This window comes from Streptococcus sp. 27098_8_75 (assembly GCF_041432475.1).
Lineage (GTDB): Bacteria > Bacillota > Bacilli > Lactobacillales > Streptococcaceae > Streptococcus > Streptococcus gordonii.
In genome coordinates this window covers 346,727-372,636 of sequence record NZ_JAPVZR010000002.1, presented here as the reverse complement: position 1 = coordinate 372,636, position 25,910 = coordinate 346,727, and the positions used below count along the sequence as shown (strand labels likewise).

General features: G+C 40.2%; 26 protein-coding genes, 2 pseudogenes and 1 other annotated feature. Of the genes and pseudogenes, 24 read left to right on the top strand and 4 right to left on the bottom strand.

The genetic code is table 11. The features are described from left to right. The first annotated feature begins 73 nt into the window (after positions 1-73). From murB to O3640_RS04970, 6 genes are read left to right on the top strand one after another with little or no spacing between them, the layout of a single operon-like run. A complete protein-coding gene (gene murB, locus O3640_RS04995) occupies positions 74-982 on the top strand; it encodes a UDP-N-acetylmuramate dehydrogenase (protein WP_125366972.1) in 909 nt (302 codons plus the stop codon). Positions 983-991: 9 nt separating this feature from the next. Next, positions 992-1,147 carry a hypothetical protein gene (locus O3640_RS04990; RefSeq protein ID WP_155718659.1) on the top strand — a complete coding sequence of 52 codons (156 nt, stop codon included), beginning with the start codon at positions 992-994 and terminating at the stop codon, positions 1,145-1,147. Positions 1,148-1,194: 47 nt separating this feature from the next. Next, positions 1,195-2,352, top strand: a complete 1,158-nt coding sequence (locus O3640_RS04985) for an ABC transporter ATP-binding protein (protein ID WP_125366973.1) — start codon at positions 1,195-1,197, stop codon at positions 2,350-2,352. Continuing rightward, complete coding sequence (locus O3640_RS04980; protein ID WP_053794788.1) at positions 2,333-3,139, top strand: ABC transporter permease; 807 nt, start codon at positions 2,333-2,335, stop codon at positions 3,137-3,139. The genes O3640_RS04985 and O3640_RS04980 overlap by 20 nt, the downstream gene beginning before the upstream one ends. After that, a complete protein-coding gene (locus O3640_RS04975; RefSeq protein ID WP_125366974.1) occupies positions 3,136-3,909 on the top strand; it encodes an ABC transporter permease in 774 nt (257 codons plus the stop codon). Before O3640_RS04980 ends, O3640_RS04975 begins: the two co-directional genes overlap by 4 nt. Then, the gene (locus O3640_RS04970) at positions 3,906-4,976 is read left to right on the top strand and encodes an ABC transporter substrate-binding protein (protein WP_371586780.1); all 1,071 of its coding nucleotides are present in this window, start codon (positions 3,906-3,908) and stop codon (positions 4,974-4,976) included. Before O3640_RS04975 ends, O3640_RS04970 begins: the two co-directional genes overlap by 4 nt. 33 nt (positions 4,977-5,009) lie before the next feature. On the opposite strand, the gene O3640_RS04965 is transcribed toward O3640_RS04970, so the two are convergent. Continuing rightward, positions 5,010-5,417: a DUF6556 family protein gene (locus tag O3640_RS04965; RefSeq protein ID WP_125366976.1), complete on the bottom strand. Its 408-nt coding sequence runs from the start codon at positions 5,415-5,417 to the stop codon at positions 5,010-5,012. 284 nt (positions 5,418-5,701) lie between these two features. Beyond that, complete coding sequence (gene ppdK / locus O3640_RS04960) at positions 5,702-8,323, bottom strand: pyruvate, phosphate dikinase (RefSeq protein WP_125375800.1); 2,622 nt, start codon at positions 8,321-8,323, stop codon at positions 5,702-5,704. Between the two features lie 246 nt (positions 8,324-8,569). On the opposite strand from ppdK, the gene O3640_RS04955 reads away from it, so the two are divergent. The 11 genes from O3640_RS04955 to O3640_RS04905 all read left to right on the top strand — a co-directional run bounded on the left by O3640_RS04955 (position 8,570) and on the right by O3640_RS04905 (position 17,364). After that, positions 8,570-9,208 carry a CBS domain-containing protein gene (locus O3640_RS04955; protein ID WP_012000270.1) on the top strand — a complete coding sequence of 213 codons (639 nt, stop codon included), beginning with the start codon at positions 8,570-8,572 and terminating at the stop codon, positions 9,206-9,208. Positions 9,209-9,210: 2 nt separating this feature from the next. After that, complete coding sequence (locus O3640_RS04950; RefSeq protein WP_012000271.1) at positions 9,211-10,023, top strand: pyruvate, water dikinase regulatory protein; 813 nt, start codon at positions 9,211-9,213, stop codon at positions 10,021-10,023. A 55-nt stretch (positions 10,024-10,078) separates the two neighbouring features. Next, a complete protein-coding gene (locus tag O3640_RS04945; RefSeq protein WP_012000272.1) occupies positions 10,079-11,989 on the top strand; it encodes a fructose-1,6-bisphosphatase in 1,911 nt (636 codons plus the stop codon). A gap of 99 nt (positions 11,990-12,088) precedes the next feature. Then, positions 12,089-13,231 carry a cysteine desulfurase family protein gene (locus O3640_RS04940; RefSeq protein ID WP_012000273.1) on the top strand — a complete coding sequence of 381 codons (1,143 nt, stop codon included), beginning with the start codon at positions 12,089-12,091 and terminating at the stop codon, positions 13,229-13,231. Between the two features lie 3 nt (positions 13,232-13,234). Beyond that, positions 13,235-14,449, top strand: coding sequence for a tRNA uracil 4-sulfurtransferase ThiI (gene thiI, locus O3640_RS04935; RefSeq protein WP_012000274.1), 1,215 nt, complete (start codon positions 13,235-13,237; stop codon positions 14,447-14,449). 21 nt (positions 14,450-14,470) lie between these two features. Next, the gene (locus O3640_RS04930; protein ID WP_048775111.1) at positions 14,471-14,992 is read left to right on the top strand and encodes an isoprenylcysteine carboxylmethyltransferase family protein; all 522 of its coding nucleotides are present in this window, start codon (positions 14,471-14,473) and stop codon (positions 14,990-14,992) included. A 102-nt stretch (positions 14,993-15,094) separates the two neighbouring features. After that, on the top strand, positions 15,095-15,688 hold the full coding sequence (locus O3640_RS04925) for a hypothetical protein (protein ID WP_048775113.1): 594 nt from the start codon (positions 15,095-15,097) through the stop codon (positions 15,686-15,688). 94 nt (positions 15,689-15,782) lie between these two features. Then, positions 15,783-15,870: a sequence feature (ribosomal protein L21 leader region), on the top strand. Between the two features lie 37 nt (positions 15,871-15,907). Further along, complete coding sequence (rplU, locus tag O3640_RS04920; protein ID WP_009754237.1) at positions 15,908-16,222, top strand: 50S ribosomal protein L21; 315 nt, start codon at positions 15,908-15,910, stop codon at positions 16,220-16,222. A gap of 15 nt (positions 16,223-16,237) precedes the next feature. Further along, on the top strand, positions 16,238-16,582 hold the full coding sequence (locus O3640_RS04915) for a ribosomal-processing cysteine protease Prp (RefSeq protein ID WP_012000277.1): 345 nt from the start codon (positions 16,238-16,240) through the stop codon (positions 16,580-16,582). A 17-nt stretch (positions 16,583-16,599) separates the two neighbouring features. Continuing rightward, on the top strand, positions 16,600-16,893 hold the full coding sequence (rpmA, locus tag O3640_RS04910) for a 50S ribosomal protein L27 (protein ID WP_003032879.1): 294 nt from the start codon (positions 16,600-16,602) through the stop codon (positions 16,891-16,893). A gap of 165 nt (positions 16,894-17,058) precedes the next feature. Further along, positions 17,059-17,364 carry a rhodanese-like domain-containing protein gene (locus tag O3640_RS04905; protein ID WP_012000278.1) on the top strand — a complete coding sequence of 102 codons (306 nt, stop codon included), beginning with the start codon at positions 17,059-17,061 and terminating at the stop codon, positions 17,362-17,364. Positions 17,365-17,423: 59 nt separating this feature from the next. Here O3640_RS04905 and O3640_RS04900 read toward each other — a convergent pair whose 3' ends face one another. Beyond that, a complete protein-coding gene (locus O3640_RS04900) occupies positions 17,424-17,951 on the bottom strand; it encodes a hypothetical protein (RefSeq protein ID WP_061600059.1) in 528 nt (175 codons plus the stop codon). Between the two features lie 229 nt (positions 17,952-18,180). Next, a complete protein-coding gene (locus O3640_RS04895) occupies positions 18,181-18,993 on the bottom strand; it encodes a Cof-type HAD-IIB family hydrolase (RefSeq protein WP_061600057.1) in 813 nt (270 codons plus the stop codon). A 122-nt stretch (positions 18,994-19,115) separates the two neighbouring features. Here O3640_RS04895 and lepA point away from each other — a divergent pair, with 122 nt between their 5' ends. The 7 genes and pseudogenes from lepA to O3640_RS04860 all read left to right on the top strand — a co-directional run bounded on the left by lepA (position 19,116) and on the right by O3640_RS04860 (position 25,892). Next, complete coding sequence (gene lepA / locus O3640_RS04890; protein ID WP_061600055.1) at positions 19,116-20,939, top strand: translation elongation factor 4; 1,824 nt, start codon at positions 19,116-19,118, stop codon at positions 20,937-20,939. Positions 20,940-20,983: 44 nt separating this feature from the next. Next, entirely contained in the window at positions 20,984-21,619 is a 636-nt protein-coding gene (locus O3640_RS04885; RefSeq protein ID WP_061600053.1) for a hypothetical protein, read from the top strand. A 196-nt stretch (positions 21,620-21,815) separates the two neighbouring features. Next, a pseudogene (gene pnuC / locus O3640_RS04880) lies at positions 21,816-22,145 on the top strand (nicotinamide riboside transporter PnuC); the annotation flags it as partial. Between the two features lie 375 nt (positions 22,146-22,520). Further along, positions 22,521-23,002: pseudogene (locus tag O3640_RS04875) on the top strand (YkgJ family cysteine cluster protein). A gap of 196 nt (positions 23,003-23,198) precedes the next feature. Further along, positions 23,199-24,032: an AraC family transcriptional regulator gene (locus O3640_RS04870; protein ID WP_125366979.1), complete on the top strand. Its 834-nt coding sequence runs from the start codon at positions 23,199-23,201 to the stop codon at positions 24,030-24,032. 53 nt (positions 24,033-24,085) lie between these two features. Next, a complete protein-coding gene (locus O3640_RS04865; RefSeq protein WP_061600776.1) occupies positions 24,086-25,012 on the top strand; it encodes a DNA repair protein RadC in 927 nt (308 codons plus the stop codon). A 190-nt stretch (positions 25,013-25,202) separates the two neighbouring features. After that, positions 25,203-25,892, top strand: a complete 690-nt coding sequence (locus O3640_RS04860; RefSeq protein WP_125366980.1) for a YjjG family noncanonical pyrimidine nucleotidase — start codon at positions 25,203-25,205, stop codon at positions 25,890-25,892. Positions 25,893-25,910: the final 18 nt, after the last annotated feature.

Genomic DNA, 25,910 nt, shown 5'->3' with positions numbered 1-25,910 from the left:
TTTTTGTATTTTTATCGAAAATGCCGATTAATTTTGATATAATAGAATCAATTTGTGATAAGAAAGAGAAATCATGGTGAATATAGAATTATTAAAGTCGGAACTAGCGGGAATTGATATCCGTTTTGATGAACCCTTAAAGAAATATACTTATACTAAGGTCGGAGGGCCTGTCGACTTTTTAGTTTTCCCTCGAAATCGTTATGAATTAGTCCGTGTTGTTAAGTTTGCAAACAAAGAGCAGATTCCATGGATGGTTCTAGGAAATGCTAGTAATATCATTGTTCGAGATGGTGGTATTCGTGGCTTTGTGATTATGTTTGACCAGCTACATACCATTATGGTTAACGGCTATACGATTGAAGCCGAAGCCGGGGCTAAATTAATCGACACCACTCATGTAGCCTTACATCATAGCTTGACAGGTTTTGAGTTTGCATGTGGAATTCCAGGAAGTGTAGGTGGAGCTGTCTTCATGAATGCTGGCGCCTATGGTGGCGAAATCGCTCATGTCCTAGTATCTTGTAAGGTCCTGACTCCAGAAGGAGAAATCAAGACGATTTCAGCAGAGGAAATGAAGTTTGGCTATCGCTCTTCGGTTATTCAAGAAACTGGCGATATTGTCATTTCTGCTAAATTCGCCCTTTCTCCAGGAAACTACACAGCCATTCATCAGGAAATGAAACGACTCACACATCTGCGAGAACTTAAGCAACCACTAGAATATCCATCATGTGGTTCGGTCTTTAAACGTCCTTTAGGTCATTTCGCTGGGCAGCTGATTAGTGAGGCGGGGCTCAAGGGGCACCGGATTGGTGGCGTTGAAGTTTCAACTAAACACGCTGGTTTTATGGTCAATATTGCCGATGGAAATGCTCAGAACTATGAAGATTTGATTGCTCACGTGATTCAAACTGTTGAAAAGGAATCTGGTATAAAGTTGGAGCGTGAAGTCCGGATTATTGGAGAGACTTTACAGTAAAATTTTACTGTGATTGAAATGTTAGATAAGAAGGTTAGTCGTTGTCTAGTAATGAACGACTTTCTGCTTTTTTCTGACCGCTACGTTTTAGTTGAGGGGGTGACGCCTATCGATATCGCAAGTATGCAGGGCACTAGTTGCCCTCGAGAAGCAGTAGCGGCTTGACAGAGCCCCAATCTGTTAATACATGAAAAAGAAGGAATTTATGTGAATTGAAAAAACCAATTATCGAATTCAAAAATGTTTCTAAGGTTTTTGAGGATAACAATACTGTTGTTTTAAAAGACATTAACTTTGAGCTAGAAGAAGGAAAATTTTATACTCTTTTAGGTGCTTCAGGGTCTGGTAAATCTACGATTTTAAATATTATCGCTGGCCTCCTAGATGCCTCTACAGGAGATGTCTTTTTGGATGGGGTACGGATCAATGACGTACCAACCAATAAACGTGATGTACACACTGTTTTTCAGTCTTATGCCCTTTTCCCGCATATGAATGTCTTTGAAAACGTGGCCTTTCCGCTACGTTTGCGTAAGGTTGAGAAGAAGGAAATTGAACGTCGTGTCAAAGAAGTGTTGAAAATGGTTCAGCTGGAAGGTTTTGACCGCCGTTCTATTCGAAAATTATCAGGTGGTCAGCGACAACGGGTAGCCATTGCTCGAGCGATCATTAATGAACCTCGAGTGGTCCTCTTAGATGAACCACTATCAGCTCTTGATTTGAAATTGCGGACGGACATGCAGTATGAACTTCGTGAGTTGCAACAGCGCCTAGGCATTACCTTTGTCTTTGTTACTCACGACCAAGAAGAAGCTCTAGCAATGAGCGATTGGATCTTTGTCATGAATGACGGAGAGATTGTCCAGTCTGGTACACCGGTTGATATCTATGATGAGCCGATTAACCATTTTGTTGCGACTTTCATTGGAGAGTCTAATATCCTCCCTGGTAAGATGATTGAGGACTATTTAGTTGAGTTCAATGGCGAACGTTTTGAAGCAGTGGACGGTGGTATGCGTCCTAATGAGTCTGTTGAAGTTGTTATTCGTCCAGAAGATCTGCGCATTACTCTTCCAGAGGAAGGAAAACTGCAGGTTAAGGTTGATACTCAGCTCTTCCGTGGTGTCCACTATGAAATCATCGCCTATGACGAACTAGGTAATGAATGGATGATTCACTCGACCCGCAAAGCCATTGTCGGTGAAGTTATTGGTCTTCAGTTTGAACCAGAAGATATCCATATCATGCGTCTCAATGAAACAGAAGAAGAATTTGATGCTCGTATCGAAGAATATGTTGAAATTGAAGAACAAGAAGCTGGTCTGATTAACGCAATCGAGGAGGAAAGAGATGAAGAAAACAACCTCTAACCTCTTTATCGTTCCATATTTTTTATGGATTGTGCTTTTCGTACTAGCACCGGTTGCTATGATTATCTGGAATTCCTTCTTTAATATTGAAGGAGGATTCACCTTAGAAAACTACCGGACTTATTTTGCCTCTCAGAATTTGACCTATTTAAAAATGAGTTTCAATTCGATTTTTTACGCGGGAATTGTAACTTTGGTCACCTTATTGGTCAGTTATCCAACGGCATTTTTCTTGACTCAGCTCAAGCACAAGCAACTCTGGCTCATGTTGATTGTTCTACCGACTTGGATTAATCTTTTGCTGAAGGCCTATGCCTTTATCGGAATTTTCGGTCAGGATGGCTCTATCAACCAATTCCTTAGCTTTATCGGAGTTGGACCTCAGCAAATTCTTTTTACCGATTTTTCTTTCATTTTTGTTGCTAGTTACATTGAGCTTCCCTTCATGATTTTGCCAATCTTTAATGTGTTGGATGATTTGGATCCAAATCTCATTAACGCCAGTCGTGATTTGGGAGCCAATCGTTGGGAAACTTTCCGGCGAGTGATCTTTCCTCTTTCGATGAATGGAGTGCGCTCAGGAGTTCAGTCTGTTTTCATCCCTAGTCTCAGCCTCTTCATGCTGACTCGTCTGATTGGCGGAAATCGAGTTATTACCCTGGGGACAGCGATTGAGCAACACTTTCTTACGACACAAAACTGGGGTATGGGTTCAACCATCGGAGTGGTTCTGATTATTGCCATGCTTCTGATTATGTGGGCAACCAAAGAAAGGAGAGATCGATGAAGAAACTATCCAGTATCTATCTAGCTTTTGTCTTTCTGATTCTTTATCTGCCAATCTTTTATCTGATCGGTTATGCCCTCAATGCTGGTGACGATATGAATCAATTTACCGGCTTTAGCTTGACTCACTTTGAGAACCTATTTGGTGACAAGCGTTTGATGCTGATTTTGGCTCAAACCTTCTTTCTGGCCTTTCTTTCTGCTCTAATCGCGACAATCATTGGGACTTTTGGAGCAATCTATATCTATCAAGCCAAGAAAAAATACCAGGAAGCTTTCCTTTCTGTCAACAATGTCTTGATGGTAGCGCCAGATGTAATGATTGGTGCCAGTTTCTTGATTCTCTTCACCAATATGAAATTCCAGCTGGGCTTTATCTCAGTTCTGGCTAGCCACGTGGCCTTCTCTATTCCGATCGTTGTTCTGATGATTCTGCCAAGGCTTAAAGAAATGAACGACGATATGATTAAGGCGGCTTACGACTTAGGTGCCAGCCAGTTACAAATGTTGAAAGAAATCATGTTGCCCTATCTGACACCAGCTATTATAGCAGGATATTTTATGGCATTTACCTACTCTTTGGATGATTTTGCAGTAACCTTCTTTGTAACAGGGAATGGTTTCACTACCCTCTCAGTGGAAATTTATTCTCGTGCCCGTCAGGGGATTTCTTTGGAAATCAATGCCCTATCTGCTTTAGTCTTTCTCTTTAGTATTTTTCTGGTGATTGGCTATTACTTCATTTCACGAGAGAAGGAGGAGCAGGCATGAAAAGACTCTATTCCTTTCTAATCGGTATTGTTGCCATTGTCGCTATCTTATGGCTAGTTAGTGTTCAGCTTGAAAATCAAACCAAAACTAGTGGTGGAGATAAACTGGTCATCTATAACTGGGGTGACTATATTGACCCAGAATTGCTAGAACAATTCACCAAAGAAACGGGAGTTCAAATCCAGTACGATACCTTTGATTCAAATGAATCAATGTACACTAAAATCAAGCAGGGAGGGACGACTTATGACATTGCCATCCCTAGTGAATACATGATTGCCAAGATGATCAAAGAGAATTTGGTAGAAAAGCTAGATCACAAGCAGATCAAGGGGATGGAGAATATCGGTTCAGATTTCTTAGACCAGCCTTTTGATCCAGGGAACCAATATTCTATTCCTTATTTCTGGGGAACCCTGGGCATTGTTTATAATAGCAAGTTGGTTGACAAGGCTCCAGAACATTGGGATGACCTTTGGCACCCAGAATACAAAAACTCTATCATGTTGATTGATGGAGCGCGTGAGGTTATGGGCTTAGGTCTCAATTCTCTGGGCTATGGATTAAATGACAAAAATGCGGATCATTTGCAGGAAGCTGTGGACAAGCTCTACAAGCTTACACCAAATATCAAAGCTATTGTAGCAGATGAGATGAAGGGCTACATGATTCAAAATAATGCGGCGATTGGTGTAACTTTCTCTGGAGAAGCTAGGCAGATGCTAGAGAAGAACGAAGACTTGCGTTACGTAGTTCCTAGTGAAGCCAGCAACCTTTGGTTTGATAACATTGTCATTCCAAAAACGGTTAAAAATAAAAAAGCAGCTTATCAATTTATTAACTTCATGCTGCGTCCAGAAAATGCCTACAAGAATGCGCTTTATGTTGGCTATTCAACCCCAATTCCAAAGGCAAAAGAGCTTCTTCCAAAAGAAATTCAAGAAGATCAGGCCTTCTATCCTACAGAAGAAACCATGAAGCACCTAGAAGTTTACCAGCAACTAGGTCCTAAATGGTTAGGGATTTACAATGACCTCTATTTACAGGTTAAGATGTATAGAAAATAAAAAAATGAGCTGGAACAGATGTTCTGGCTCATTTTATTGTTGATTTTCCTGCTCGCTGCTACTAGCACTTGTCTCAGCCTGGCTAGAAGAAGTGGTGTCATTACTTGAAGAACTTGAACTAGTCTCCGTACTAGTTGCAACTGAACTCTCTTGTGTGGAGGTCTCAGTGGCCTCAGAAGTAGATGCAGTAGTCGTCTCTTTTTCGACTTCCTTGATGATAGTAGTCGTTTGAGCAGAAGAACTGGTATCTGATTTCTTTTGTTCATTGGACTTCATTGCATTCATAATAGTAATAGTCGCTGTGATAATACCCAGCACACTACCGATCAAGGTTAAGGTTTTCTGAAAAGCAGATAGGCCTTTTTTGATATGGCGCCCAGCTTTTCCAGCTTCCTGATTATCTTTATTTGTTTTCTTATTTTGACGAGAATAGTTGGTCATAATGTTTTTCAAACTCCTTTGCAAAAACTAAATATGAATTCAAGTTCATTTCATATTTTCCATTATACGTCTTTTATTTTAAAATGTCTTAAAAAAATAAAAATTTTGTATTTGAAAACGCAGTCAGTAGTTTTTTTCTCTAGACAAGAAGTTTGATGATAAGAGATGTCTGGGTAAACTTTCAAAATAATAAAAGAAATCCTGCTTAGAGAAACGTGGCTTTTATCATAAAGTAAGGCTGGGAATTCTTTGTCCCAGCCTCTTTTAAATATCGATAAAGAATTTTAATTTTTTCCCTCTTGGAGAACAGCTTGCGCAACGGCAAGTCTAGCTGCAGGGACCCTATAAGGCGAACAGGAAACGTAGGTAACCTCGATATCCTGGAAGAAAGAAATAGAAGTAGGATCTCCACCAACCTCACCACAAATACCGATGGATAAATTTGGTTTTACTTGGCGAGCCTTGCTGACCGCAATTCTCATTAACTCACCAACACCATCCTTATCAATATTTTGGAATGGATCGGATGAGAGAATGCCCTTCTTTTTATAATGGCCAATAAATTTTCCTATATCATCCCGAGAGAAACCAAAGGTCATTTGAGTCAAGTCGTTGGTTCCAAAACTAAAGAAATCAGCTTCCTGAGCCAGCTTATCTGCGGTTAGACAAGCGCGTGGTAATTCAATCATAGTACCAATTTCATATGGGAAGGGCTTTTGTTCATACTCATTGAAGAGACACTGGATATGTTCATTTAGATATGATTTAACAAAGTCCAGTTCTTTTTTATCCGCTATCAAAGGGATCATAATTTTTGGATTGATTTTAAGTCCTTCTTGATGCAGTCTAATGGCACTTCTAAAAATAGCCTCGGCTTGCATTTTGTAAATTTCTGGCTGGGTAATTCCAAGACGGCATCCCCGATGACCTAACATAGGGTTGCTTTCCTGCAAGTTCTCGATTTGACGGGCTAACTTTTCTGGTGACTTGTGCAATTTTTCGGCTAAAAGCTTGATTTCCTGAGGATCCTTAGGCAAAAATTCATGCATTGGTGGATCTAAAAGGCGAATAATCATCGGTTTATCCTGAACTGCTTGGAACATTTGGTAGAAGTCTTCTTCTTGGAAATGTAAAAGTAGCTTGAGGGCTATCTTAATCTCCTCCTCGTTGTCAGCGAGAATGAGGCGACGCATTTCTAGGATCCGGTCTTGACCAAAAAACATATGTTCAGTACGGGCCAGTCCAACCCCTTGAGCACCAAATTTCATAGCTGTTTCCAAATCTTTGACAGTCTCGGCATTTGCTCGAACCTTCAGACGAGCAACTTCATCAGCCCAAGAAAGCAGACGCTGGAGGTCCTGATTATTTTCAACTAGGACAGTTGGGATTTCTCCGCTATAAATGCAACCTGAACTACCATCAACAGAAATGATATCTCCTTCAGTAAGGGTAAGACTTCCACATGAAAGTGTCTTGCTTTCCTCGCGAATGCTTAGTTCTCCACAGCCAGCGACACAGCAGGTTCCCATTCCTCTAGCGACAACGGCTGCATGAGAGGTCATACCACCTTGACTGGTTACAATAGCTTGGCTGACCACCATTCCTTCAATATCTTCAGGAGAAGTTTCCTGTCTGACTAAAATGACTTTTCTTCCTAAATCATTTAGTTCTTTAGCTCGATCAGCTGTAAAGACTATTTCACCAGTAGCAGCTCCAGGACTAGCTGGCAAACCTTGAGCTATGAAAGAAGCTTTTTGTAATGCTGTATCTTCAAAGATAGGATGAATGAGCTGACTAATAGACGTAGGAGATACTCTTAAGAGGGCATCATTTTTACTGATAATACCTTGATCTACTAAATCTAACGCAATTTTTAATGAGGCTTTGGCAGTCCGTTTACCATTTCTAGTTTGTAAGATATAAAGCTTCCCTTTCTCAATAGTAAATTCAATGTCCTGCATGTCTTTATAGTGGTTTTCAAGAATGCTTGCATAGTCTTTAAAGGCTTCATAGGCTTGGGGTTGAGCTTTTTCTAATGCAGCTATAGGTTCTGGAGTCCGTATGCCAGCGACCACATCTTCTCCTTGGGCATTCAGTAAAAATTCACCGAATAATACAGCTTCACCGCTAGCAGGGTTCCTAGTAAAACAGACTCCAGTTCCACTGTTTTGATCACTATTTCCAAAAACCATGGCTTGAACGTTTACAGCTGTTCCCAAATCATGAGAAATATGATTTAAATCACGGTAAATTTTAGCACGATTATTATTCCAGGACTTAAAAACAGCTTGAATAGCAGCGTAAAGCTGGTCTATCGGATTTTCTGGAAAATTCTTATTTTCTTGATGGTAGATTTCTTTATATTTCTTAACCAGGTCTTGGTGCTCAGCAATTGACAATTCTTTAAGGCTTTTATTCTGGTTCTTTTCAAAGTTTTCTAATAAAGTATCAAAAAGTTCTTTAGGAATACCATATACAACGTCTGCAAACATTTGAAGAAGACGTCGGTAACAGTTGTAGGCAAAGTCAGGATTAGTCTGTTCGGCTAATATTTGTGTCCGATGATCATTGAGCCCAAGATTCAAAATGGTATCCATCATTCCTGGCATGGAGAATTTTGCACCGCTACGAACGGAGACTAAAAGCAAGTCAGAGTTCTCTCCATTGAAAGACTTATTCGTTTTCCTCTCAAGAAGGGTAATCGCTTTCAAAACATGATCTTTTAAAGAGGAATCAAAGAAATCGGAATTTTCGAGAAACCTGATGCAGCTTTCTGTAGTAATGGTAAAACCTGGAGGAACAGGCAATCCCAAATTGCTCATCTCTGCTAAATTGGCTCCTTTTCCACCAAGGAGAGCTTTGTCATTCGCACTTCCTTCCTCGAAGGAATAAATCCATTTTGTCATATCTGCCTCCAAATTGATTTAATATGTGTCATATTAAAAGACAAGTACATTGTAATATACATCATATATACTTGTCAAATAAAAAACGTGCAGGTTTTTTGTTGACATATTTAATTTTTTTGATATAATGTGTAACAAAAATGATGAATATATAAAGGAATTTAATTTAAATATGCTGAGGATAGCCAATTATTCTTTTAATATTTATTTTTATCACTTATAGAATGCAGAAAGGTTTTATGTTAATTGAAATTAAGCGAACGACAAAAGAAAATTGTAGAAATTGTTAAAGTTCAGCAGCCTTTGAGCGGTGAGAAAATATCGGAGCTACTGGATATTTCTCGGGCGACATTACGGTCAGATCTTTCCTTTCTAACCTTGGTTGGAATCTTAAAGGCCACTCCGAAAGTTGGTTACACGTATTCTGGCACTGATCTAGAAACATTATTCTTTTTTGATACTTTTCGAAAAGAAGTAGCAGAGATTATGACTTCTCCGGTCTTGGTAAGCCATGATTCTTATATTCAGGATGCTATTATTACTCTTTTTATGTATGATGCAGATGTTCTCTATGTCATCGACGAAGAAAAGCTCCTCCTTGGAATTATGTCACGTAAAGATCTTCTGAGGGCTTCACTCAATTCTAATATTAATAGTACACCTGTAGCAGTTTGTATGACCAGGATGCCCCATATTAAAACATGCCACAAGAATATGAATATTTTAGAAGCAGCTGCCCTCCTTCAAGATTATGCTATAGATTCATTGCCAATAGTGGACGAGGAGAATGAGCGTAAAATTTTAGGAAGCGTGACCAAGTCAGCCTTGTTGGATTATATTATTCAGCAAGCTCGAAGCGCTGAGGTGAATAGAGAAGAGGAATAAATATGAAAAAAGAAATGATTGTTTATAGTGTTTCAGATTCATTAGGTGGGACTTCCCAAAAGTTGCTGTCAGCAGTTACGGCACAATATCCAGATATTATTTTTAATAACAGCTATCGTTTTCCTTTTATTAACAAGGAGGAGGAACTGTTAGATATTTTACGTGACGCTATCAAGGATGATGCCCTAGTAATTAGTACCTTGGTTGATGGCAAGCTAGCCTCTGTAGCTAGAGAGTTTAGTCAGGCTCATGGTCTGTCCTATTTGGATTTGATGCATCCTTTTTTTGAAATTATCAAGGAAAAGACGGGTACTGACCCGATTGAAGTCCCTGGGACTCTTCATCGTTTAGATAGCGAATACTTTAATAAAATTTCAGCTATTGAATTTGCGGTCAAGTATGATGACGGTAAAGCGCCACAAGGATTTTTAGATTCAGATATAGTCCTATTGGGTGTTTCCCGTACTTCGAAAACACCTCTTAGCATTTACTTAGCTAATAAAGGATATAAGGTTTCAAATCTTCCTTTAATCCCAGAAGTTCCTCTGCCTCAGGTTTTGGAAAAAGTTGATTCTCGACGTTTAATTGGTCTTGTTTGTGAGCCAGAAAAATTAGCGAAAATTCGTAGTCACCGTCTCGACTCTTTAGGCTTGACCCAGGAAACCAGCTATACAGATCTGGAAAAAATTTATCAGGAATTGGACTATTCTAAAACCGTATTTAAAAAATATGGAGCTCAGATCATTAATATGTCAGATAAATCAATTGAAGAGACAGCTTTCTTGATCGAAGAGCATTTAAAGAAACTGAACTAAGCGAATGAAGAGTTAACTGTTTTTCATAAATAGGTTAGAGCGTTGGAGGGCAGATATGGAGCAATATAAGCGTATTTTACTGAAAGAATTTGACTCTCGGCAAAAGGTTATTACAGAACTAACCAACCTTGAAGCAATTTTAAACCTTCCTAAAGGGACAGAGCTTTACATCAGTGATATTCATGGAGAATTCGAGGCTTTTGACTATATTTTAAGAAGCTGTGCTGGTATTCTCAATGAAAAAATTAAGGATTGCTTCGGGGATTCTTTATCACAAGATGATAAAAACAGACTATCAGCTTTGGTTTCCTATCCAGAACTTGTCTTGAAAGAAGGTAATAAAAGCAGAGACTGGTATAAGGACACCATCCCTCAGCTGTTAAGCTTACTGGCCTTTGCAGCAGCCAAGTACAGTCGCTCCAAGCTAAGAAAGGCCTTGCCACCTCAATATGCCTATATCATTGAAGAATTGGTTTATAGTGATACTGCTTTAGCGGATAAAAAATCTTACTTCGAAAATATTCTGTCTTATGTCATTGAGCTACGCGAAGCTGTTCCTTTTATTCTGGGGATATCTGGCAGTATCCGTCGCTTATTGATTGACCACTTGCATGTAGTGGGAGATATTTTTGATAGAGGGGCTGGTAGTCCTCAAGTCATGGATGAACTCTTGCATTTTCATTCTTTAGACATTCAGTGGGGAAATCACGATATTATTTGGATGGGAGGCTTTTTCGGTTCTAAAGCCTGTATGCTCAATGCCTTGCGTATCGCAGCACGCTATGGTTATCTGTGGGATATCGAAAAGGCTTATGGCTTAAATCTTCGAGCCTTAACACTATTTGCGGATAGAACCTATAAGACCAATCCTAAGTTTAGGCCTATTCTGGGACATAGAGAAGTCGATTTCACTGCTGAAGAAATTTTACAGTTGGAAAAGGTTCATCAAGCTCTTACCATAATACAGTTTAAGCTAGAAAGTCAATTAATAAAAAGACGCCCTGAGTTCCAGATGGAGGACCAGGTTACCTTGGATAAAATTGATTACTGGGAAGAATGTCTGACGATCGATGATAAAAAACATCCTTTGATTAATACTTGTTTTCAAACTATTGATCCAACAAATCCATCAGAATTAAGTCCAGAAGAAGCGCAAGCAGTTGACAGTATGTTGGCTTCCTTTCAAGGATCTCTCAAGCTGGCTGAACATATCAACCTGCTCATGAAAAAGGGTTCAATGTATAAGATTTACAACCAACATTTGCTCTTTCATGGCTGTATTCCTCTTGAACCTTCTGGAGAGTTTCAACCTCTTATGATTCATCAAGCGCATTATGTAGGAAGAAAATTGCTGGATTTCTTTGAATACCATATTCGCCAAGCAGCAAAGAATAAAGAAATCGGCGATGATTTTTCGACAGACTTAATTTGGTATTGTTGGAGAGGTAAATTGTCCCCTCTATTTGGGAAAGATAAGATGACCACTTTAGAACGTTATTTTATCGAGGATAAGGAAACCCACAAGGAAGTGGAAAATTCTTATTTTTCTTATCGTAATTCTGAGAAAATTTGTCAGTTGATTTTAGAAGAATTCGGCCTCTTTTCCCAGGAGTCTAGAATGGTCAATGGCCATACTCCAGTCAAGACAGGCAAGGGAGAGTCTCCTATTCGTGGTGGTGGCTTGCTCTTCGTCATTGATGGCGGTTTGTGTGAAGCTTATCAAGAAAAGACTGGAACAGCAGGATATTCTTTGTTGAATAATTCTTACGGTTTTCAACTGGTAACCCACCAACCCTTCCAAAATGCCCAAAAGGTAGTAGAAGCACCTTTTGCCCAGACTTCTTTAAAGAAAGTTATTGAAAATGTTGAACAGCGAACTCTGATTAAATCCACTAGTATCGGTCAAATATTGATGGCTCAGCAACAAGAACTTTTTGCTCTGCTGCATGAATTTTACGACTTTTAAAACATACCCTAGATTCTTCTTGAATTTAGGGCTTTTTCTTTCTTGTTCCTGTTTCTCTTTCGTGTTACAATAGGAGTATTGAATTTTAGAGGAAAGAACATGATTTATTTAGATAATTCAGCAACAACCAAGCCTTATCCTGAGACTTTGGCCACTTACACAGAAGTTGCTTCTAAAATCTGGGGCAATCCATCCAGTCTGCACAGTTTAGGCAGTCAGGCAACCCGTCTCTTAGAAGCTTCACGTAGGCAAATTGCAGAGCTTTTGGGCAAGTCTTCGTCGGAGATTTTTTTTACGTCTGGAGGAACAGAAGGGGACAATTGGGTGCTTAAAGGAGTTGCCTTTGAAAAGGTTCCTTTTGGAAAACACATCATCGTGTCTAACATTGAGCATCCCGCTGTTAAAGAATCAGCTCTTTGGCTACAGAGTCAAGGGTTTGAAATAGATTTTGCCCCAGTGGATAAGTCTGGTTTTGTTGATGTAGACAAGCTAGCAGAGCTAATTCGACCAGACACCACTCTGATCTCCATCATGGCTGTCAATAATGAAATTGGCAGTATTCAACCCATTCAGAAAATATCCGAACTGCTAGCAGACAAGCCGACTATTTCCTTTCATGTGGATGCTGTACAGGCTGTTACGAAGATTCCGACAGCTTCTTATCTGACGGATCGCGTGGATTTTGCGACATTTTCCAGTCATAAATTTCATGGTCTTCGGGGTGTGGGAATTGTCTATATCAAGTCTGGTAAGAAAATCAGTCCGCTTTTGACTGGTGGAGGTCAGGAGTCGGACAAGCGCTCAACGACGGAAAATTTAGCTGGCATTGCAGCGACAGCCAAGGCTCTGCGATTGTCTATGGAAAGGCAAGAAGTATTTGCTCAAAAGACAATACAGATGAAGAGAATTCTCCTTGAAGAGTTGCAGAAGTATCCAGATGTGGTGATTTTCTCAGACATGGAAGATTTTGCGCCTCATATACTGACCTTTGGTATCAAGGGAGTGCGAGGCGAAGTTATCGTCCATGCTTTTGAAGACTACGAGATTTATATCTCGACTACCAGCGCTTGCTCTTCTAAGGCTGGAAAGCCAGCAGGAACCCTAATCGCTATGGGAGTCGAAAAGTCTCTGGCTCAAACTGCTGTCCGTATCAGTTTGGATCTTGATAATGATATGAGCCAGATGGAGCAGTTTTTGACAACTTTTAAAATCATTTACGAAAAAACTAGAAAAATAAGGTAAACAATGCATTATTCAGAAATTATGGTACGCTACGGTGAGCTCTCAACCAAGGGCAAGAACCGCATGCGCTTTATCAACAAACTCAAACGCAATATCCAATCAGTCTTATCAATCTATCCGCAGGTTCATGTCAAGGCTGACCGTGACCGCACTCATATCTATCTGCATGGAACAGACTATCAGCCGGTCGCTGAATCACTCAAGCAGATTTTTGGGATTCAGAATTTCTCTCCATCTTATAGGGTTAAAAAGTCTGTACCAGCCTTGATTGAAGCTGTTCAAACCATCATGAAGCAAGTCTATCAGGAAGGCATGACCTTTAAGATTACCAGCAAGCGCAGTGATCACAGCTTTGAGTTAGATAGCCGCGAGCTTAACCAGACTCTGGGAGACGCTGTTTTTATGGCCATTCCTAATGTTCAGGTCAAGATGAAAGCGCCGGATATTGAGTTGCGTGTCGAAATTCGTGAAGAAGCGGCCTATATCTCCTATGAGACGATTCGTGGTGCTGGGGGACTGCCAGTCGGTACTTCAGGAAAAGGCATGCTCATGCTGTCGGGTGGGATTGACTCACCAGTGGCTGGTTATCTGGCTCTCAAGCGTGGTGTAGATATTGAGGCTGTTCACTTTGCCAGTCCGCCTTACACAAGTCCAGGAGCTCTGAAAAAAGCTCAAGATTTGACTCGAAAATTGACCAAGTTTGGTGGCAATATCCAGTTTATCGAAGTGCCTTTCACAGATATTCAAGAGGAAATCAAGGCCAAGGCTCCTGAAGCCTACCTGATGACCCTGACTCGTCGCTTTATGATGCGCATTACTGACCGGATTCGGGAGGAACGGGGGGCTCAAGTCATTATCAACGGAGAAAGTCTAGGTCAGGTGGCTAGTCAAACTATCGAGAGTATGCAGGCTATCAATGCTGTAACCAATACACCGGTTATCCGTCCTGTCGTGACTATGGATAAGCTGGAAATCATTGAGATTGCCGAAAAAATCGATACTTTCCAAATTTCTATCCAGCCATTTGAAGACTGCTGTACTATTTTTGCGCCAGATCGGCCCAAAACCAATCCAAAAATCAAGAATGCAGAGCAGTACGAAGCTCGCTTAGATGTTGAAGGTTTGGTAGAACGCGCTGTTGCAGGCATCATGATTACTGAGATCAGACCACAAGCAGAGACTGATGAAGTTGACGAGCTGATTGAAGGGCTGTTGTAAAAGCGAGAGAAGGTGACGTTTATGCTTGCTGTTTTTCTCTTAATTCCTTTTTTGCTGATTCGCTTTCCTTTATTGAGTCATTACAGCAAAAATGCTTTGTCGCGCGCAGCTTATTTTGCACCAGTCCAAGGAAATGAAAAGATAGCATATGTGATTTATCAATTGGGCAATCTAGCCTTGTTCATCATTCCTTTTTTGCTTAAAATTAAGTTTGTTTTTTCTGTTTTCTTTTATGTTGGTATGGCTATTTACTTGCTTGGTTTGGCTTTGTGTGCTATCAGTATGAGGGATTTCGCTAGACCGGATGCAAGCGGCATGAATACAAAGGGACTTTATCGCTATTCTCGTAATCCCATGTATGTAGCTTACTTTATTTGTTTTTTGGGAATAGCTTTTTTGACCAAGTCAATGATTTTCTTTCTGATTCTAGTTATGTTTCAGACTGCTGCCCATTGGATTATCCTCTCTGAGGAGCGCTGGTGTTTTGAAAAATTCGGAAAGTCTTATCAAGACTATCAAGATAAAGTGCGACGCTATTTTTAAGCTTCTTCCAATCAATAATTACAAGATAAATTTATTAATAAATAGAATAGTAAAATACTCTTGATTTAAGTTTTAATAAAATAGTAGAAAAAAGGAGAATGAATGAGCGATTGGTATTATTTTTGGAGAGGACTTGCTGGAGCATTTTCTTGGGAAAAGGGTCAAGATAATGCTTTGATTGGAGGAGAACCTAGCTGGACTTATTTATTAGGGCTTAGCATTAACTTTTTAGTGATTCTAGGAATTTTTGGTCTAGTCTTGTTTGGATTCTATAAAACCAAAGTTCAAGCAGGTTCTTGGAAAGCGGCTTTCGGAGTCTTTTGGGATAATCTATTTTTAAGAGGGCGCGCTAGAGGTATTTTAGGTCTTATAGTTGGCTTCCCCATTATTTTCATTGCAATCCCCTTCTATGCTGGATATCGTGTGACCAATGGTGTTTGGCGCTACAATTATTTTACTAATCAAGAAACAGTTACTAAGACGGTCTTACTTTCTGAGTTAGATACTTATGTTGGAAGTAGGAAGTCAGGTAGCTCTAGTATTACCTTGACAGTCTTTAAAGGAAAGGAGAAGCGTACAGTCAACATCGCAAACTCAAGTCAGACACTAGCCCGCACCTTAAAATCAGAATTAAAGACACCGACAATGATTGATGTTGAAGTCAATAAAGAAGGACAGATTATCTTTGTTCATTAAAAAAATTTAATAAGCCTGAAAATCCGTTTTCATTGGGTGAAAAGGCTTGTCAAAAGGGAAGAGAAGTGCTATACTTAGAGAGTTGACTATGCACGTTCCTGTGCAACCGCACGAACATCGTTGCTCACATAGTGAGTATAAAGTGGTTCGTCCCACGATGCTAGGCGAGTCTTCACAAAAATACGGGGGAACCCCCAAAAAAATCATAGGAGGTGCATAATGAGCACATACGCAATCATTAAAACTGGCGGAAAACAAGTTAAAGTTGAAGTTGGTCAAGCAATCTACGTTGAAAAATTGAACGTTGAAGCTGGTCAAGATGTTACTTTTGACGAAGTTGTTCTTGTTGGTGGTGAAAAAACTGTTGTCGGAACTCCACTTGTTGCCGGAGCTACTGTTGTCGGAACTGTTGAAAAACAAGGTAAACAAAAGAAAGTCGTTACTTTCAAATATAAACCTAAAAAAGGCAGTCACCGTAAACAAGGTCACCGTCAACCATATACTAAGGTTGTCATCAACGCGATCAACGCTTAATTTTCAGGAGAACACATGATACACGCAGTCTTTGAGAGAGCTGAGGATGGCGAACTGAGATGTGCAGAGATTACTGGACACGCCGGAAGCGGCGAATACGGCTTTGATGTCGTGTGTGCATCGGTTTCGACGCTTGCCATAAATTTTGTCAATTCAATTGAAAAATTTGCGGGCTATGAACCGACCTTAGAATTAAACGAAGATCAAGGTGGATTCTTACGGGTTGAAATCCCAAAAGATATTGCACCGAACCAGAGAGAAATGACTCAGCTTTTCTTTGAATCCTTTTTCTTAGGAATGGCAAACCTATCGGAGAACTCATCAGAGTTCGTCCAAACAAGAGTTATCACAGAAAACTAACACGGAGGAAAAACATTATGTTAAAAATGAATCTTGCTAACTTGCAATTATTCGCCCACAAAAAAGGTGGAGGTTCTACATCTAACGGACGTGACTCACAAGCGAAACGTCTTGGTGCTAAAGCTGCTGACGGTCAAACTGTTACAGGTGGCTCAATCCTTTACCGTCAACGCGGAACTCACATCTATCCAGGTGTAAACGTTGGCCGCGGTGGAGACGATACTTTGTTTGCAAAAGTTGAAGGCGTAGTTCGCTTTGAACGCAAGGGACGCGATAAAAAACAAGTTTCTGTTTACCCAATCGCTAAATAAGGTTATAAAACCACTAAACAAAAGGCTTTCTGAGAAATCAGAGAGCCTGTTTTTTATTTTGATAACTGTATCTTAATAAGTAAGATGGTGGGAGAAACCGTTTCCTTGACTTTAAAGTATTGAAATGATTGAATAGAATTGAAAAAAAGATTATTAGGAGGGCATATGTTCCATTTTTTTACAAAAGTTGAAAGTATTTCAACAGCAGAATTAGAGAAAAGGTTGAAGACGAATATTAAGCTACTGGATGTTCGAACCCCGTCTGAATATAGCAAAGGTCACATCAGGGGAGCCCTAAATATTCCTTTAGGGCAAATCGATCGCTATTCGCAGTCAAAAGAAGAGAAGCTTTATGTGATTTGTCACTCAGGTGTTCGTAGTAGATTAGCAGCGAAAAAGCTTAAAAAGAAAGGCTATGATGTTGTGAATGTTTCTGGAGGCATGATGTCTTGGAAAGGGGATGTCGTTTAAAGTAAGTCAATAAAAAACTCTTTGCCACTGAACTAGGGATGGCAAAGAGAAGGAGTCGCTTATTTGACTGTTGTAGGGATGATATCTTTAGTTTTTCCAGAATGAGCAATCACACGATATTCATTTGGTTTGGTCTCATATTGAAAAGCAATGGTTGTGGTGTCATCTGGTAATTTTTGTGCGATGTCAGCAATAGTCTGACGGAAACCTTGCAGGATTTGTTTGTCTTCTTCTGTGGCAGTATTATTATCAAAAGCAGCCATCATTTCCTTAGTACCAGCAGCTGTATCACCTTTGATAGAAGCTGTAATGACGGTATGTCCATTCGGGAAAGCTTCGTCTTTTACATCTTTTTCAACTTTAATATCAAAATCTTTAGAATTTCCATTTGGATCAAATATTGATTTCAGCTCATTGATAACATCTTCTTGAGAAGTACCAGCTGATTTGCTTTTTTTGGCAGTAGATACTGATGAACTAACTTCTGAAGAAGATGATGAAGATGTTTCTTCAGTTGATTTCGCAGAGCATGCAGCTAAGACGATAAATGATAGGGCAGTTAAACTATAGAGTGAAATTTTCTTCATAGATTCCTCCTGGAAAGGTTAAGGTTATATTATTCTCTTATAACTGGAAAACAGTATCAAGAAATAAATTGTAGATATATTGTAACCAACGCTAAGCCTGTCGTCAAGCGACTTTCAGGCTTTTTAGGCAACTTGAGTAAAAAATCATATAAAGGATATAAGAACTACAGATGAACATAGAAAAAAAGTAGATGATGACCTACCTTACTGGTTGGTCTCGCCTACTTTTTTAGTTTAGAAGATATTTTTCAATAGCTTTTGCTACCCCATTTTCGTCATTGGATTCAGTGACGTCATCAGCGAGTGATTTAACATAGTCGCTGGCATTCCCCATGGCAATACCTAGACCTGCAAATTTTAGCATTTCAAGGTCATTGTTGGCATCTCCAAGAGCCATGATTTCCTCAACTTTGATATTTAATTTTTGGGCTAATTTTTCTAATGCAAATGCTTTGGTGACACCTGCTGGCATAACTTCATAAATCACATCTTGTGAGCGTACACCACTAAAACGCTGGCAGATATCAGAGGCATATTTTTCTTCAAAGAAATCGACTGTCTCTTTTTCAGCTAAGAACATAGCCTGAAACATCGTATACTTACCACTAACTGCCTCCTCAAGGCTGATTTCAGTGGGTGAGGTAAAAACATAGCCTGTGTCTCGAACTACGATAGGGCTTGGTGTCTCTCCGACAACGAAATAGTGTTCTTCGTCAAATAAGGTTAGCTGGATGGAGCTATTCTGGGTTAAGCTATAGAGGTAGTGGATATCTTGCTTATCCAAGGCGACTGAGTCTATCACCTTCCAATCACTTGTTCGGTGGATGGCACAGCCATTGTCAACAATCACATATTCATCTTCTTGGGCGAGGCCTAAAAGTTCGTAATATGGTCGAACACCAAAAGGAGGCCGGCCTGTACAAAGGACCAGTTTCACACCAGCCTTTATAGCTTTATGGATGGCAGAGATATTTTCTTGGCTAATCTTTTTTTGAGAATTCAAAAGAGTTCCGTCCATATCAAGTGCAAGTAATTTAATCATTATTTATCTCCAATATTAATCTGTGATAAGTATAGCATAATTTATTGATAAAGTCTGAGTCTATAGGAAAAATCGCGAGTCTTGTGTTATAATAAATAGAATACCCTAAAAGGATGAGAAAAATGAATTTAGAAGATTTGAAAAAACGTCAGGAGAAGATCCGTAATTTCTCCATCATTGCCCATATCGACCACGGGAAATCAACCTTGGCTGACCGGATTTTGGAGGCGACTGAGACGGTTTCCAGCCGGGAAATGCAGGCCCAACTCTTGGACAGCATGGACTTGGAGCGGGAGCGCGGTATCACCATCAAACTAAATGCTATCGAGCTTAATTACACAGCTAAAGATGGTGAAACCTATATCTTCCACCTCATTGACACGCCTGGACACGTGGACTTTACCTATGAAGTATCGCGGTCGTTAGCAGCCTGTGAAGGAGCTATTTTGGTCGTTGATGCAGCTCAGGGGATTGAAGCTCAGACCTTGGCAAATGTCTATCTAGCGCTGGACAATGATTTGGAAATTCTGCCGGTTATCAATAAGATTGACCTGCCAGCTGCGGATCCAGAACGGGTGCGAGCTGAGATTGAAGATGTGATTGGACTAGATGCTAGCGAAGCCGTATTAGCTTCTGCCAAGGCTGGTATCGGGATTGAAGATATTCTAGAGCAGATTGTGGAGAAAGTTCCAGCTCCGACTGGAAATGTTGAAGCGCCACTCAAGGCCTTGATTTTTGACTCAGTCTATGACGCCTATCGTGGGGTAATTCTACAAGTGAGGGTGATGGATGGTGTGGTCAAGCCAGGAGATACCATTCAGCTCATGAGCAATGGCAAGACCTTTGACGTAACTGAGGTTGGCATCTTTACACCTAAGGCTATTGGGCGTGATTTCTTAGCGACAGGGGATGTTGGCTATATTGCAGCCTCTATCAAGACGGTACAGGATACCCGAGTCGGAGATACTGTAACCTTGGCTGATAATCCAGCTACAGAACCTCTGCATGGCTACAAGCAGATGAACCCGATGGTTTTTGCTGGTCTCTATCCTATCGAGTCCAATAAATACAATGACTTACGTGAGGCTCTTGAAAAGCTCCAGCTAAACGATGCCAGCTTGCAGTTTGAGCCAGAAACATCACAAGCGCTAGGATTTGGTTTCCGCTGTGGCTTCTTGGGCTTGCTGCACATGGACGTTATTCAGGAGCGTTTGGAGCGTGAGTTTAATATTGATCTGATTATGACGGCGCCATCTGTTATCTATAAGGTCAATATGACAGATGGTGCTTCGATTGATGTGTCCAATCCGAGCGAGTTTCCAGACCCAACCAAGATTGATTCTATCGAAGAGCCTTATGTCAAGGCGCAGATTATGGTGCCTCAGGAATTTGTCGGAGCAGTGATGGAGTTGGCTCAGCGTAAGCGCGGTGACTTTGTGACCATGGACTATATCGACGATAATCGGGTCAATGTCATCTATCAAATCCCGCTTGCTGAAATCGTCTTTGACTTCTTTGACAAGCTCAAGTCCTCTACTCGTGGCTATGCTAGCTTTGATTACGAAATCTCTGAGTATCGCTCGTCCAAGCTGGTGAAGATGGATATTCTCCTCAATGGCGACAAGGTTGATGCTCTTAGCTTTATCGTTCACAAGGAATTTGCCTATGAGCGTGGTAAGCTGATTGTTGACAAGCTCAAGAAAATCATTCCTCGTCAGCAGTTTGAAGTACCCATTCAGGCCGCTATCGGACAGAAAATCGTGGCTCGGACAGACATCAAGGCCTTGCGTAAAAATGTCTTGGCCAAGTGTTATGGTGGTGACGTTTCTCGGAAGCGCAAACTCCTAGAAAAACAAAAAGCCGGTAAAAAACGGATGAAAGCTATCGGTTCTGTCGAAGTCCCACAAGAGGCGTTCCTCAGTGTCTTGAGTATGGATGATGAATAATCTCTTTAATTCCTAGTTAACGTGTTCCAAAAAGGAGAAAAATCATGAAACGATCGTACTTACTTGGTGCAGTCCTTGTATTGACTTCACTTACACTTATGTCTTGTGCTAAATCTCAGCAAAAAAGTGAACAAACGAGCTCTTCGACCAGTTCAAGTGTTCAAGTGAAAAAGGATAGTTCTGACTCTTCTTCTAAGGAAAGCAAGAGCAAAGACTATCAAGAAAGAAAACGTATTGGCTCCCCTGAGTTTGGCTATATCGATATCCCAAGTAAATGGGTTAAATTTATTGATGCGGAGGTTGATGGACTTATTCAATATACCGATGGTTCTGCCTATAATATCGTTACAATGAATGCTATTTCTAAGGAAGAGGCAGAAGTAGGTGATGGGGAGACCTTCAATGCAGAAACGATTGCTCAACGTGTAGCTTATAATTGGAGTCAAAAAGATAATCTTGAAAAGATGTGGGGAACTAAGAATACCGTATCTGGCCAAGAAGCATTCCAACTTAACATCATTTTGAAGTCAGGACAACTTGCTAATACATTGGTTTTCCAAAAAGATGACAAAGTCTATATACTGTCCATTGAAGGTGACAAAGAAACTATCAATGACTTCTTGGAAAACATGAAGGATACATGGAGTCTTGACGAAAAAAGTTCAAATGCTAAGATTTAAAAGACTTAGAAAAAATGAGATTGACTGAGAGTTGTCTCATTTTTTTGATGTGTTGATGATAAATACCAAAGAAAAAAGATTTAGAAAGTAAAATATGTCTCAAGAAATCAATCTTGAAAAGTACCACCAACTAGTCCTGCAAAAGTAGAAAGAATATTGGAAATTTTTAGCCAGTCTGAAGAAAGTTTTAATATAAGAGTTTGTTGCTCGTAAGCTAGATGCCAAAGGATGGACAAAATATCTATCGCTCAGTGTGCTTTGGTGGTTGGTCTTTGGCTTGATTTATCAGTCTGTGGGGGCTAATCGTCCTTATCGTGATTCAATCACAGATGCGACAAATGGTGTAGGGCAAATCCTGATGACGGCAGTTTATCGCGAACAGTGGATTTTCTGGGCAGCGACCAATATTTTTTCTATTTACCTCTGGTGGGGTGAAAGTCTTCAGATTCAAGGGAAATATTTGATCTATTTAATTAACAGTTTGGTTGGATGGTACCAGTGGAGTAAGGCGGCTAAAAAAGCATAGACCGGATAATTCTAAAGGCAATCTGATGAGACAATGGCTCTCCTTACTTAGTTGACCTTTTGTCCTCTTGAGGACTTATTAGCATTTTATACCTCTAGAAAATTACTTTATTCTGCCATCATGGTCTTATTGAGAGATGATAGTGATACAAGCAAAGGAAATGAAGAAATTTGACTAGCAGCAAGGACTGCGAAAGAAGTATCAAGCCTCAGCATGAGATGATGGTTTTCCTATTTTATAAAAGAAGAAAATCTGGGACTCGTTCTCAGATTTTTTTGTTAGCTGAAAAAGCTAATATTCTTTGAGTTTGATAAGATTTAAGAGAACTCATTTTATGATATAATAAAAACAATTTGAAGACAGAAAGAAAAATATATGACTCAAGAAATCGACCTTGAAAAGTACCATCAGCTAGCTTTGCAAAAGCAGAAAGAGCATCGAAAATTTTTAGCCAGTCTCAAGAAAAAACCACCAAAAAACCTCGATAAGATTGCCCAGCAAATCCATGATGAGGTCTTTGAGGAGATTGACTGTACAGCCTGTGCTAATTGCTGTAAGACTTTAAGGAAGCTGATATTGTCCGTATTGCCAAGTATTTTAAGATGAAGCTGCCGGCTTTTGAAGAGGAATTTCTGCAGGTAGACGAAGACGGCGACAAGGTCTTCAAGGCTATGCCTTGTCCTTTTTTAGGTGGAGATAATCTCTGCTCGATCTACGATGTCCGTCCTAAGGCTTGCCGCGAGTTCCCTCATACAGACCGCAAGAAGATTCATCAAATTAATCATCTGACAATCAAAAATACCCTGACTTGTCCAGCGGCCTATCTTTTTGTGGAGAAGCTGCGGGATAGGTTGTAAAATCCCCCTCTAAATCTTGTACAAAAATTCTAGGGCGGAAGTATCTTAGATCTGCTAGACTATAGTTAGAATTGAACATGGCCTAAAAGCTATGTGAAAAAGATAAAATTTTCTCGGAGCAGGAGCCCCTCCGTCAATTTTCCAATTTTCACTTTGCTTTTAATAGCCTTAGTATCTTTTGTGAGGTAAAAAGAATATGATGCATCAATTCAATCGAACCATGGAATACCTGGAAAGTAAGTTAGACGCAGAAGTGGATTTACAGCAATTTCAGCAACTTTCGGGCTATTCTTATGCTCTCTTCAGTAGGCTCTTCTCTATCCTAGCAGATATGACTCTAGCAGAATACCTACGCAATCGCAGGTTGTCAGAGGCTGTGACGGATTTGCAGGAAAGCTCTGAGAAAGTCATTGACATAGCGATGAAATACGGCTATGAGTCTTCGGATGCCTTCAGCGCAGCCTTCAAGAAATTCCATGGTGCGACTCCCTCAGAAGTTCGAAATGGAAAACCTTATCGGGTCTTTCCTAGACTTCAATTATCCTTAAAGATTACAGGAGGAAAGAACATGGATATCAAGATTCAAAAGAAACCTGCTTTTACCGTGGCAGGCGTCCTATTGGAAGCTATTGACAATAGCCAGTGTCCGTCTGCTTGGGAGCAACTCTATGCCAATCACAGCTTTGAAAGCCTAGAAAGTCTGGGCAGTGGCCAATCCTTTGGTGTCTGCTCGAATGTCAAAGAAGGCGAAATCATCAACTATATGGCCGCTTATGATGTGGCGGATAAAGCTAAAGCAGAAGAACTGGGTCTGTCAATCAAAGAAATTGCAGAAGCTGAATATGCTATCGTACCAGTCAAGGGGGCTATACCAGCCAGCATTCACCATGCTTGGAAATATGTCTTGGAAGTCTTTTTCCCAGAAACAGGATATCGCCACTCGGGAGCACCAGATTTTGAAGTCTACACCGAAGGCGACATGTACTCCCCAGACTATCAAATGGAACTCTGGATACCAGTGGTGAAATAAAATGGTGCTTGCAAGTCATTTTTTAGGCGTTGATTACAGAGGAGGATGATGCTATGCAGATGTATTTTGGGGACGTTTCTCTTTGTTATACGTATTCACTTGCGATGGCACTGCATTCGTATGGTTATGATGTTCGCCCTGAGTTTTTGGAAGCCATTATGGTGATGGGAAATGGCGCCAGTATTGTAAAGGAAGATGAAAAACACCCCTTAGTTTTCTTTGATAATGGGATGCCAGATAGTTCTATCAGCCATTCTTTAAACATTCTGGGTTTTACATATGATGAATACTATATAAAGGACTCTAATAAAGAGGTTCTTCTCTCTATCAGAGAAATCTTAAGCAAGTTCTTGCTCAGCGGGCCTCTTGTTCTTGGCCCTTTGGACATGGGTTATCTCACTTATAACCCCAATCATGTTCATTTGTATGGGGTGGACCATTTTGTTTTAGTTTATGATCTAGATGATGACTTTATCTATTTCCATGATCCAGCTGGTTTTGCTTGTATGAAAATGAGTTTGTCAGAATTTGCGAATGCTTGGGAAGCTAAAAACATTGACTATAAAAGAGGTTCTTTCTCCATGTGGGGAAACTTCAAAAAAATCAAATCTCCAACTTCCAAAGAGATTTATCAGAAAACATCTATGTTGATGAAGCAACGATATGAGCACGGCGAGGAGAATGTGATAGCAAGATATGCTAAGTCGGTAGCGGACAATGGCTTGAATGAAGAACAAAAGCATCTTCATCAATACTTTAGTTTCAAATTAGCTTCTATCAGAAATCTATACATGAGCAACTTCTTAAAAGACCACGATACGGTCAGATCTGAACTAAAAGAAAATGTAGCAAAATTGTTTGGCCAAGCTCATCTATTTTGTATCAAGGAAGATTACCAAAAACTGTCAGAAGTCTTGTATGATATTGCAGCACTAGATTATAAATTTAGAGATTTGTGTATTCACTATAAAGAAGAGTAGAAAAAGTGGGAAAAATGAAGATGCTGTTTGGAAATGCAGCTGAATCAAAACAAGAGCCACCAAACTATCAAATGAGAGTCTGGATACCAGTGGTGAAATATATCAGAAACCAGCCCTTCATTTTTGAGGGGCTGGTTTTTGTGGCTTGTGGTATAATAAACCTACTAAAGATGCAGAAAGGATTTCGACCTTGTCATATAAATTTCTACTTTTCGACCTTGACCATACGCTGCTGGATTTTGATACGGCAGAAGACATCGCCTTGACTCGGTTTTTGGAGGAGCAGGGCGTAACGGAAATTCAGACCTACAAAGACTATTATATTCCCATGAACAAGGGCCTTTGGCGGTATTTGGAGCAGGGGAAAATCACCAAGCTGGAGCTGGTCAATACGCGCTTTTCTCGTCTGTTTGCTCATTTTGGCATTGAGAAGGATGGCGCTGAGTTGGCCCTTCTCTATCAGCAGCACATTGCTCAGCAAGGACAAACCTACGCTGGTGCAAGCGAGCTTTTGGACAGTCTGACAGCTGCTGATTATGAGATTTACGGAGCGACCAATGGCATCACAGCTATTCAGACTGGCCGTATGGCCCATTCCGACATTTCACCCTATTTTAACCATATTTTCATCTCGGAGCAGATGGGGACACAGAAGCCTGAAGCTTTGTTTTATGAAAAAATAGCAGAGCAGATACCAGCTTTTGATAAGAGTCAGGCTTTGATGATTGGGGATTCATTGACTGCTGACATTGCCGGTGGAAACAATGCAGGAATTGATACGGCTTGGTATAATCCGAAGGGACTGATTAACCAAACACAAGCTAGACCAACCTACATTCTCCAATCTTATCAAGACTTGTTGGATTTGTTGTTACAATAATAAGAAGAGGCGGTTCGG

Bases quoted from the DNA above. Each gene is read 5' to 3' on its own strand.
- rplU (WP_009754237.1), top strand. From the start codon at position 15,908: ATGAGCACATACGCAATCATTAAAACTGGCGGAAAACAAGTTAAAGTT.
- O3640_RS04895 (WP_061600057.1), bottom strand. From the start codon at position 18,993: ATGATTAAATTACTTGCACTTGATATGGACGGAACTCTTTTGAATTCT.
- O3640_RS04970 (WP_371586780.1), top strand. From the start codon at position 3,906: ATGAAAAGACTCTATTCCTTTCTAATCGGTATTGTTGCCATTGTCGCT.
- O3640_RS04905 (WP_012000278.1), top strand. From the start codon at position 17,059: ATGTTCCATTTTTTTACAAAAGTTGAAAGTATTTCAACAGCAGAATTA.
- O3640_RS04865 (WP_061600776.1), top strand. From the start codon at position 24,086: ATGCAGATGTATTTTGGGGACGTTTCTCTTTGTTATACGTATTCACTT.
- lepA (WP_061600055.1), top strand. From the start codon at position 19,116: ATGAATTTAGAAGATTTGAAAAAACGTCAGGAGAAGATCCGTAATTTC.
- O3640_RS04900 (WP_061600059.1), bottom strand. From the start codon at position 17,951: ATGAAGAAAATTTCACTCTATAGTTTAACTGCCCTATCATTTATCGTC.
- O3640_RS04980 (WP_053794788.1), top strand. From the start codon at position 2,333: ATGAAGAAAACAACCTCTAACCTCTTTATCGTTCCATATTTTTTATGG.
- O3640_RS04975 (WP_125366974.1), top strand. From the start codon at position 3,136: ATGAAGAAACTATCCAGTATCTATCTAGCTTTTGTCTTTCTGATTCTT.
- murB (WP_125366972.1), top strand. From the start codon at position 74: ATGGTGAATATAGAATTATTAAAGTCGGAACTAGCGGGAATTGATATC.
- O3640_RS04965 (WP_125366976.1), bottom strand. From the start codon at position 5,417: ATGACCAACTATTCTCGTCAAAATAAGAAAACAAATAAAGATAATCAG.
- O3640_RS04925 (WP_048775113.1), top strand. From the start codon at position 15,095: ATGAGCGATTGGTATTATTTTTGGAGAGGACTTGCTGGAGCATTTTCT.
- O3640_RS04915 (WP_012000277.1), top strand. From the start codon at position 16,238: ATGATACACGCAGTCTTTGAGAGAGCTGAGGATGGCGAACTGAGATGT.
- ppdK (WP_125375800.1), bottom strand. From the start codon at position 8,323: ATGACAAAATGGATTTATTCCTTCGAGGAAGGAAGTGCGAATGACAAA.
- O3640_RS04885 (WP_061600053.1), top strand. From the start codon at position 20,984: ATGAAACGATCGTACTTACTTGGTGCAGTCCTTGTATTGACTTCACTT.
- thiI (WP_012000274.1), top strand. From the start codon at position 13,235: ATGCATTATTCAGAAATTATGGTACGCTACGGTGAGCTCTCAACCAAG.
- O3640_RS04945 (WP_012000272.1), top strand. From the start codon at position 10,079: ATGGAGCAATATAAGCGTATTTTACTGAAAGAATTTGACTCTCGGCAA.
- O3640_RS04950 (WP_012000271.1), top strand. From the start codon at position 9,211: ATGAAAAAAGAAATGATTGTTTATAGTGTTTCAGATTCATTAGGTGGG.
- rpmA (WP_003032879.1), top strand. From the start codon at position 16,600: ATGTTAAAAATGAATCTTGCTAACTTGCAATTATTCGCCCACAAAAAA.
- O3640_RS04930 (WP_048775111.1), top strand. From the start codon at position 14,471: ATGCTTGCTGTTTTTCTCTTAATTCCTTTTTTGCTGATTCGCTTTCCT.
- O3640_RS04870 (WP_125366979.1), top strand. From the start codon at position 23,199: ATGATGCATCAATTCAATCGAACCATGGAATACCTGGAAAGTAAGTTA.
- O3640_RS04940 (WP_012000273.1), top strand. From the start codon at position 12,089: ATGATTTATTTAGATAATTCAGCAACAACCAAGCCTTATCCTGAGACT.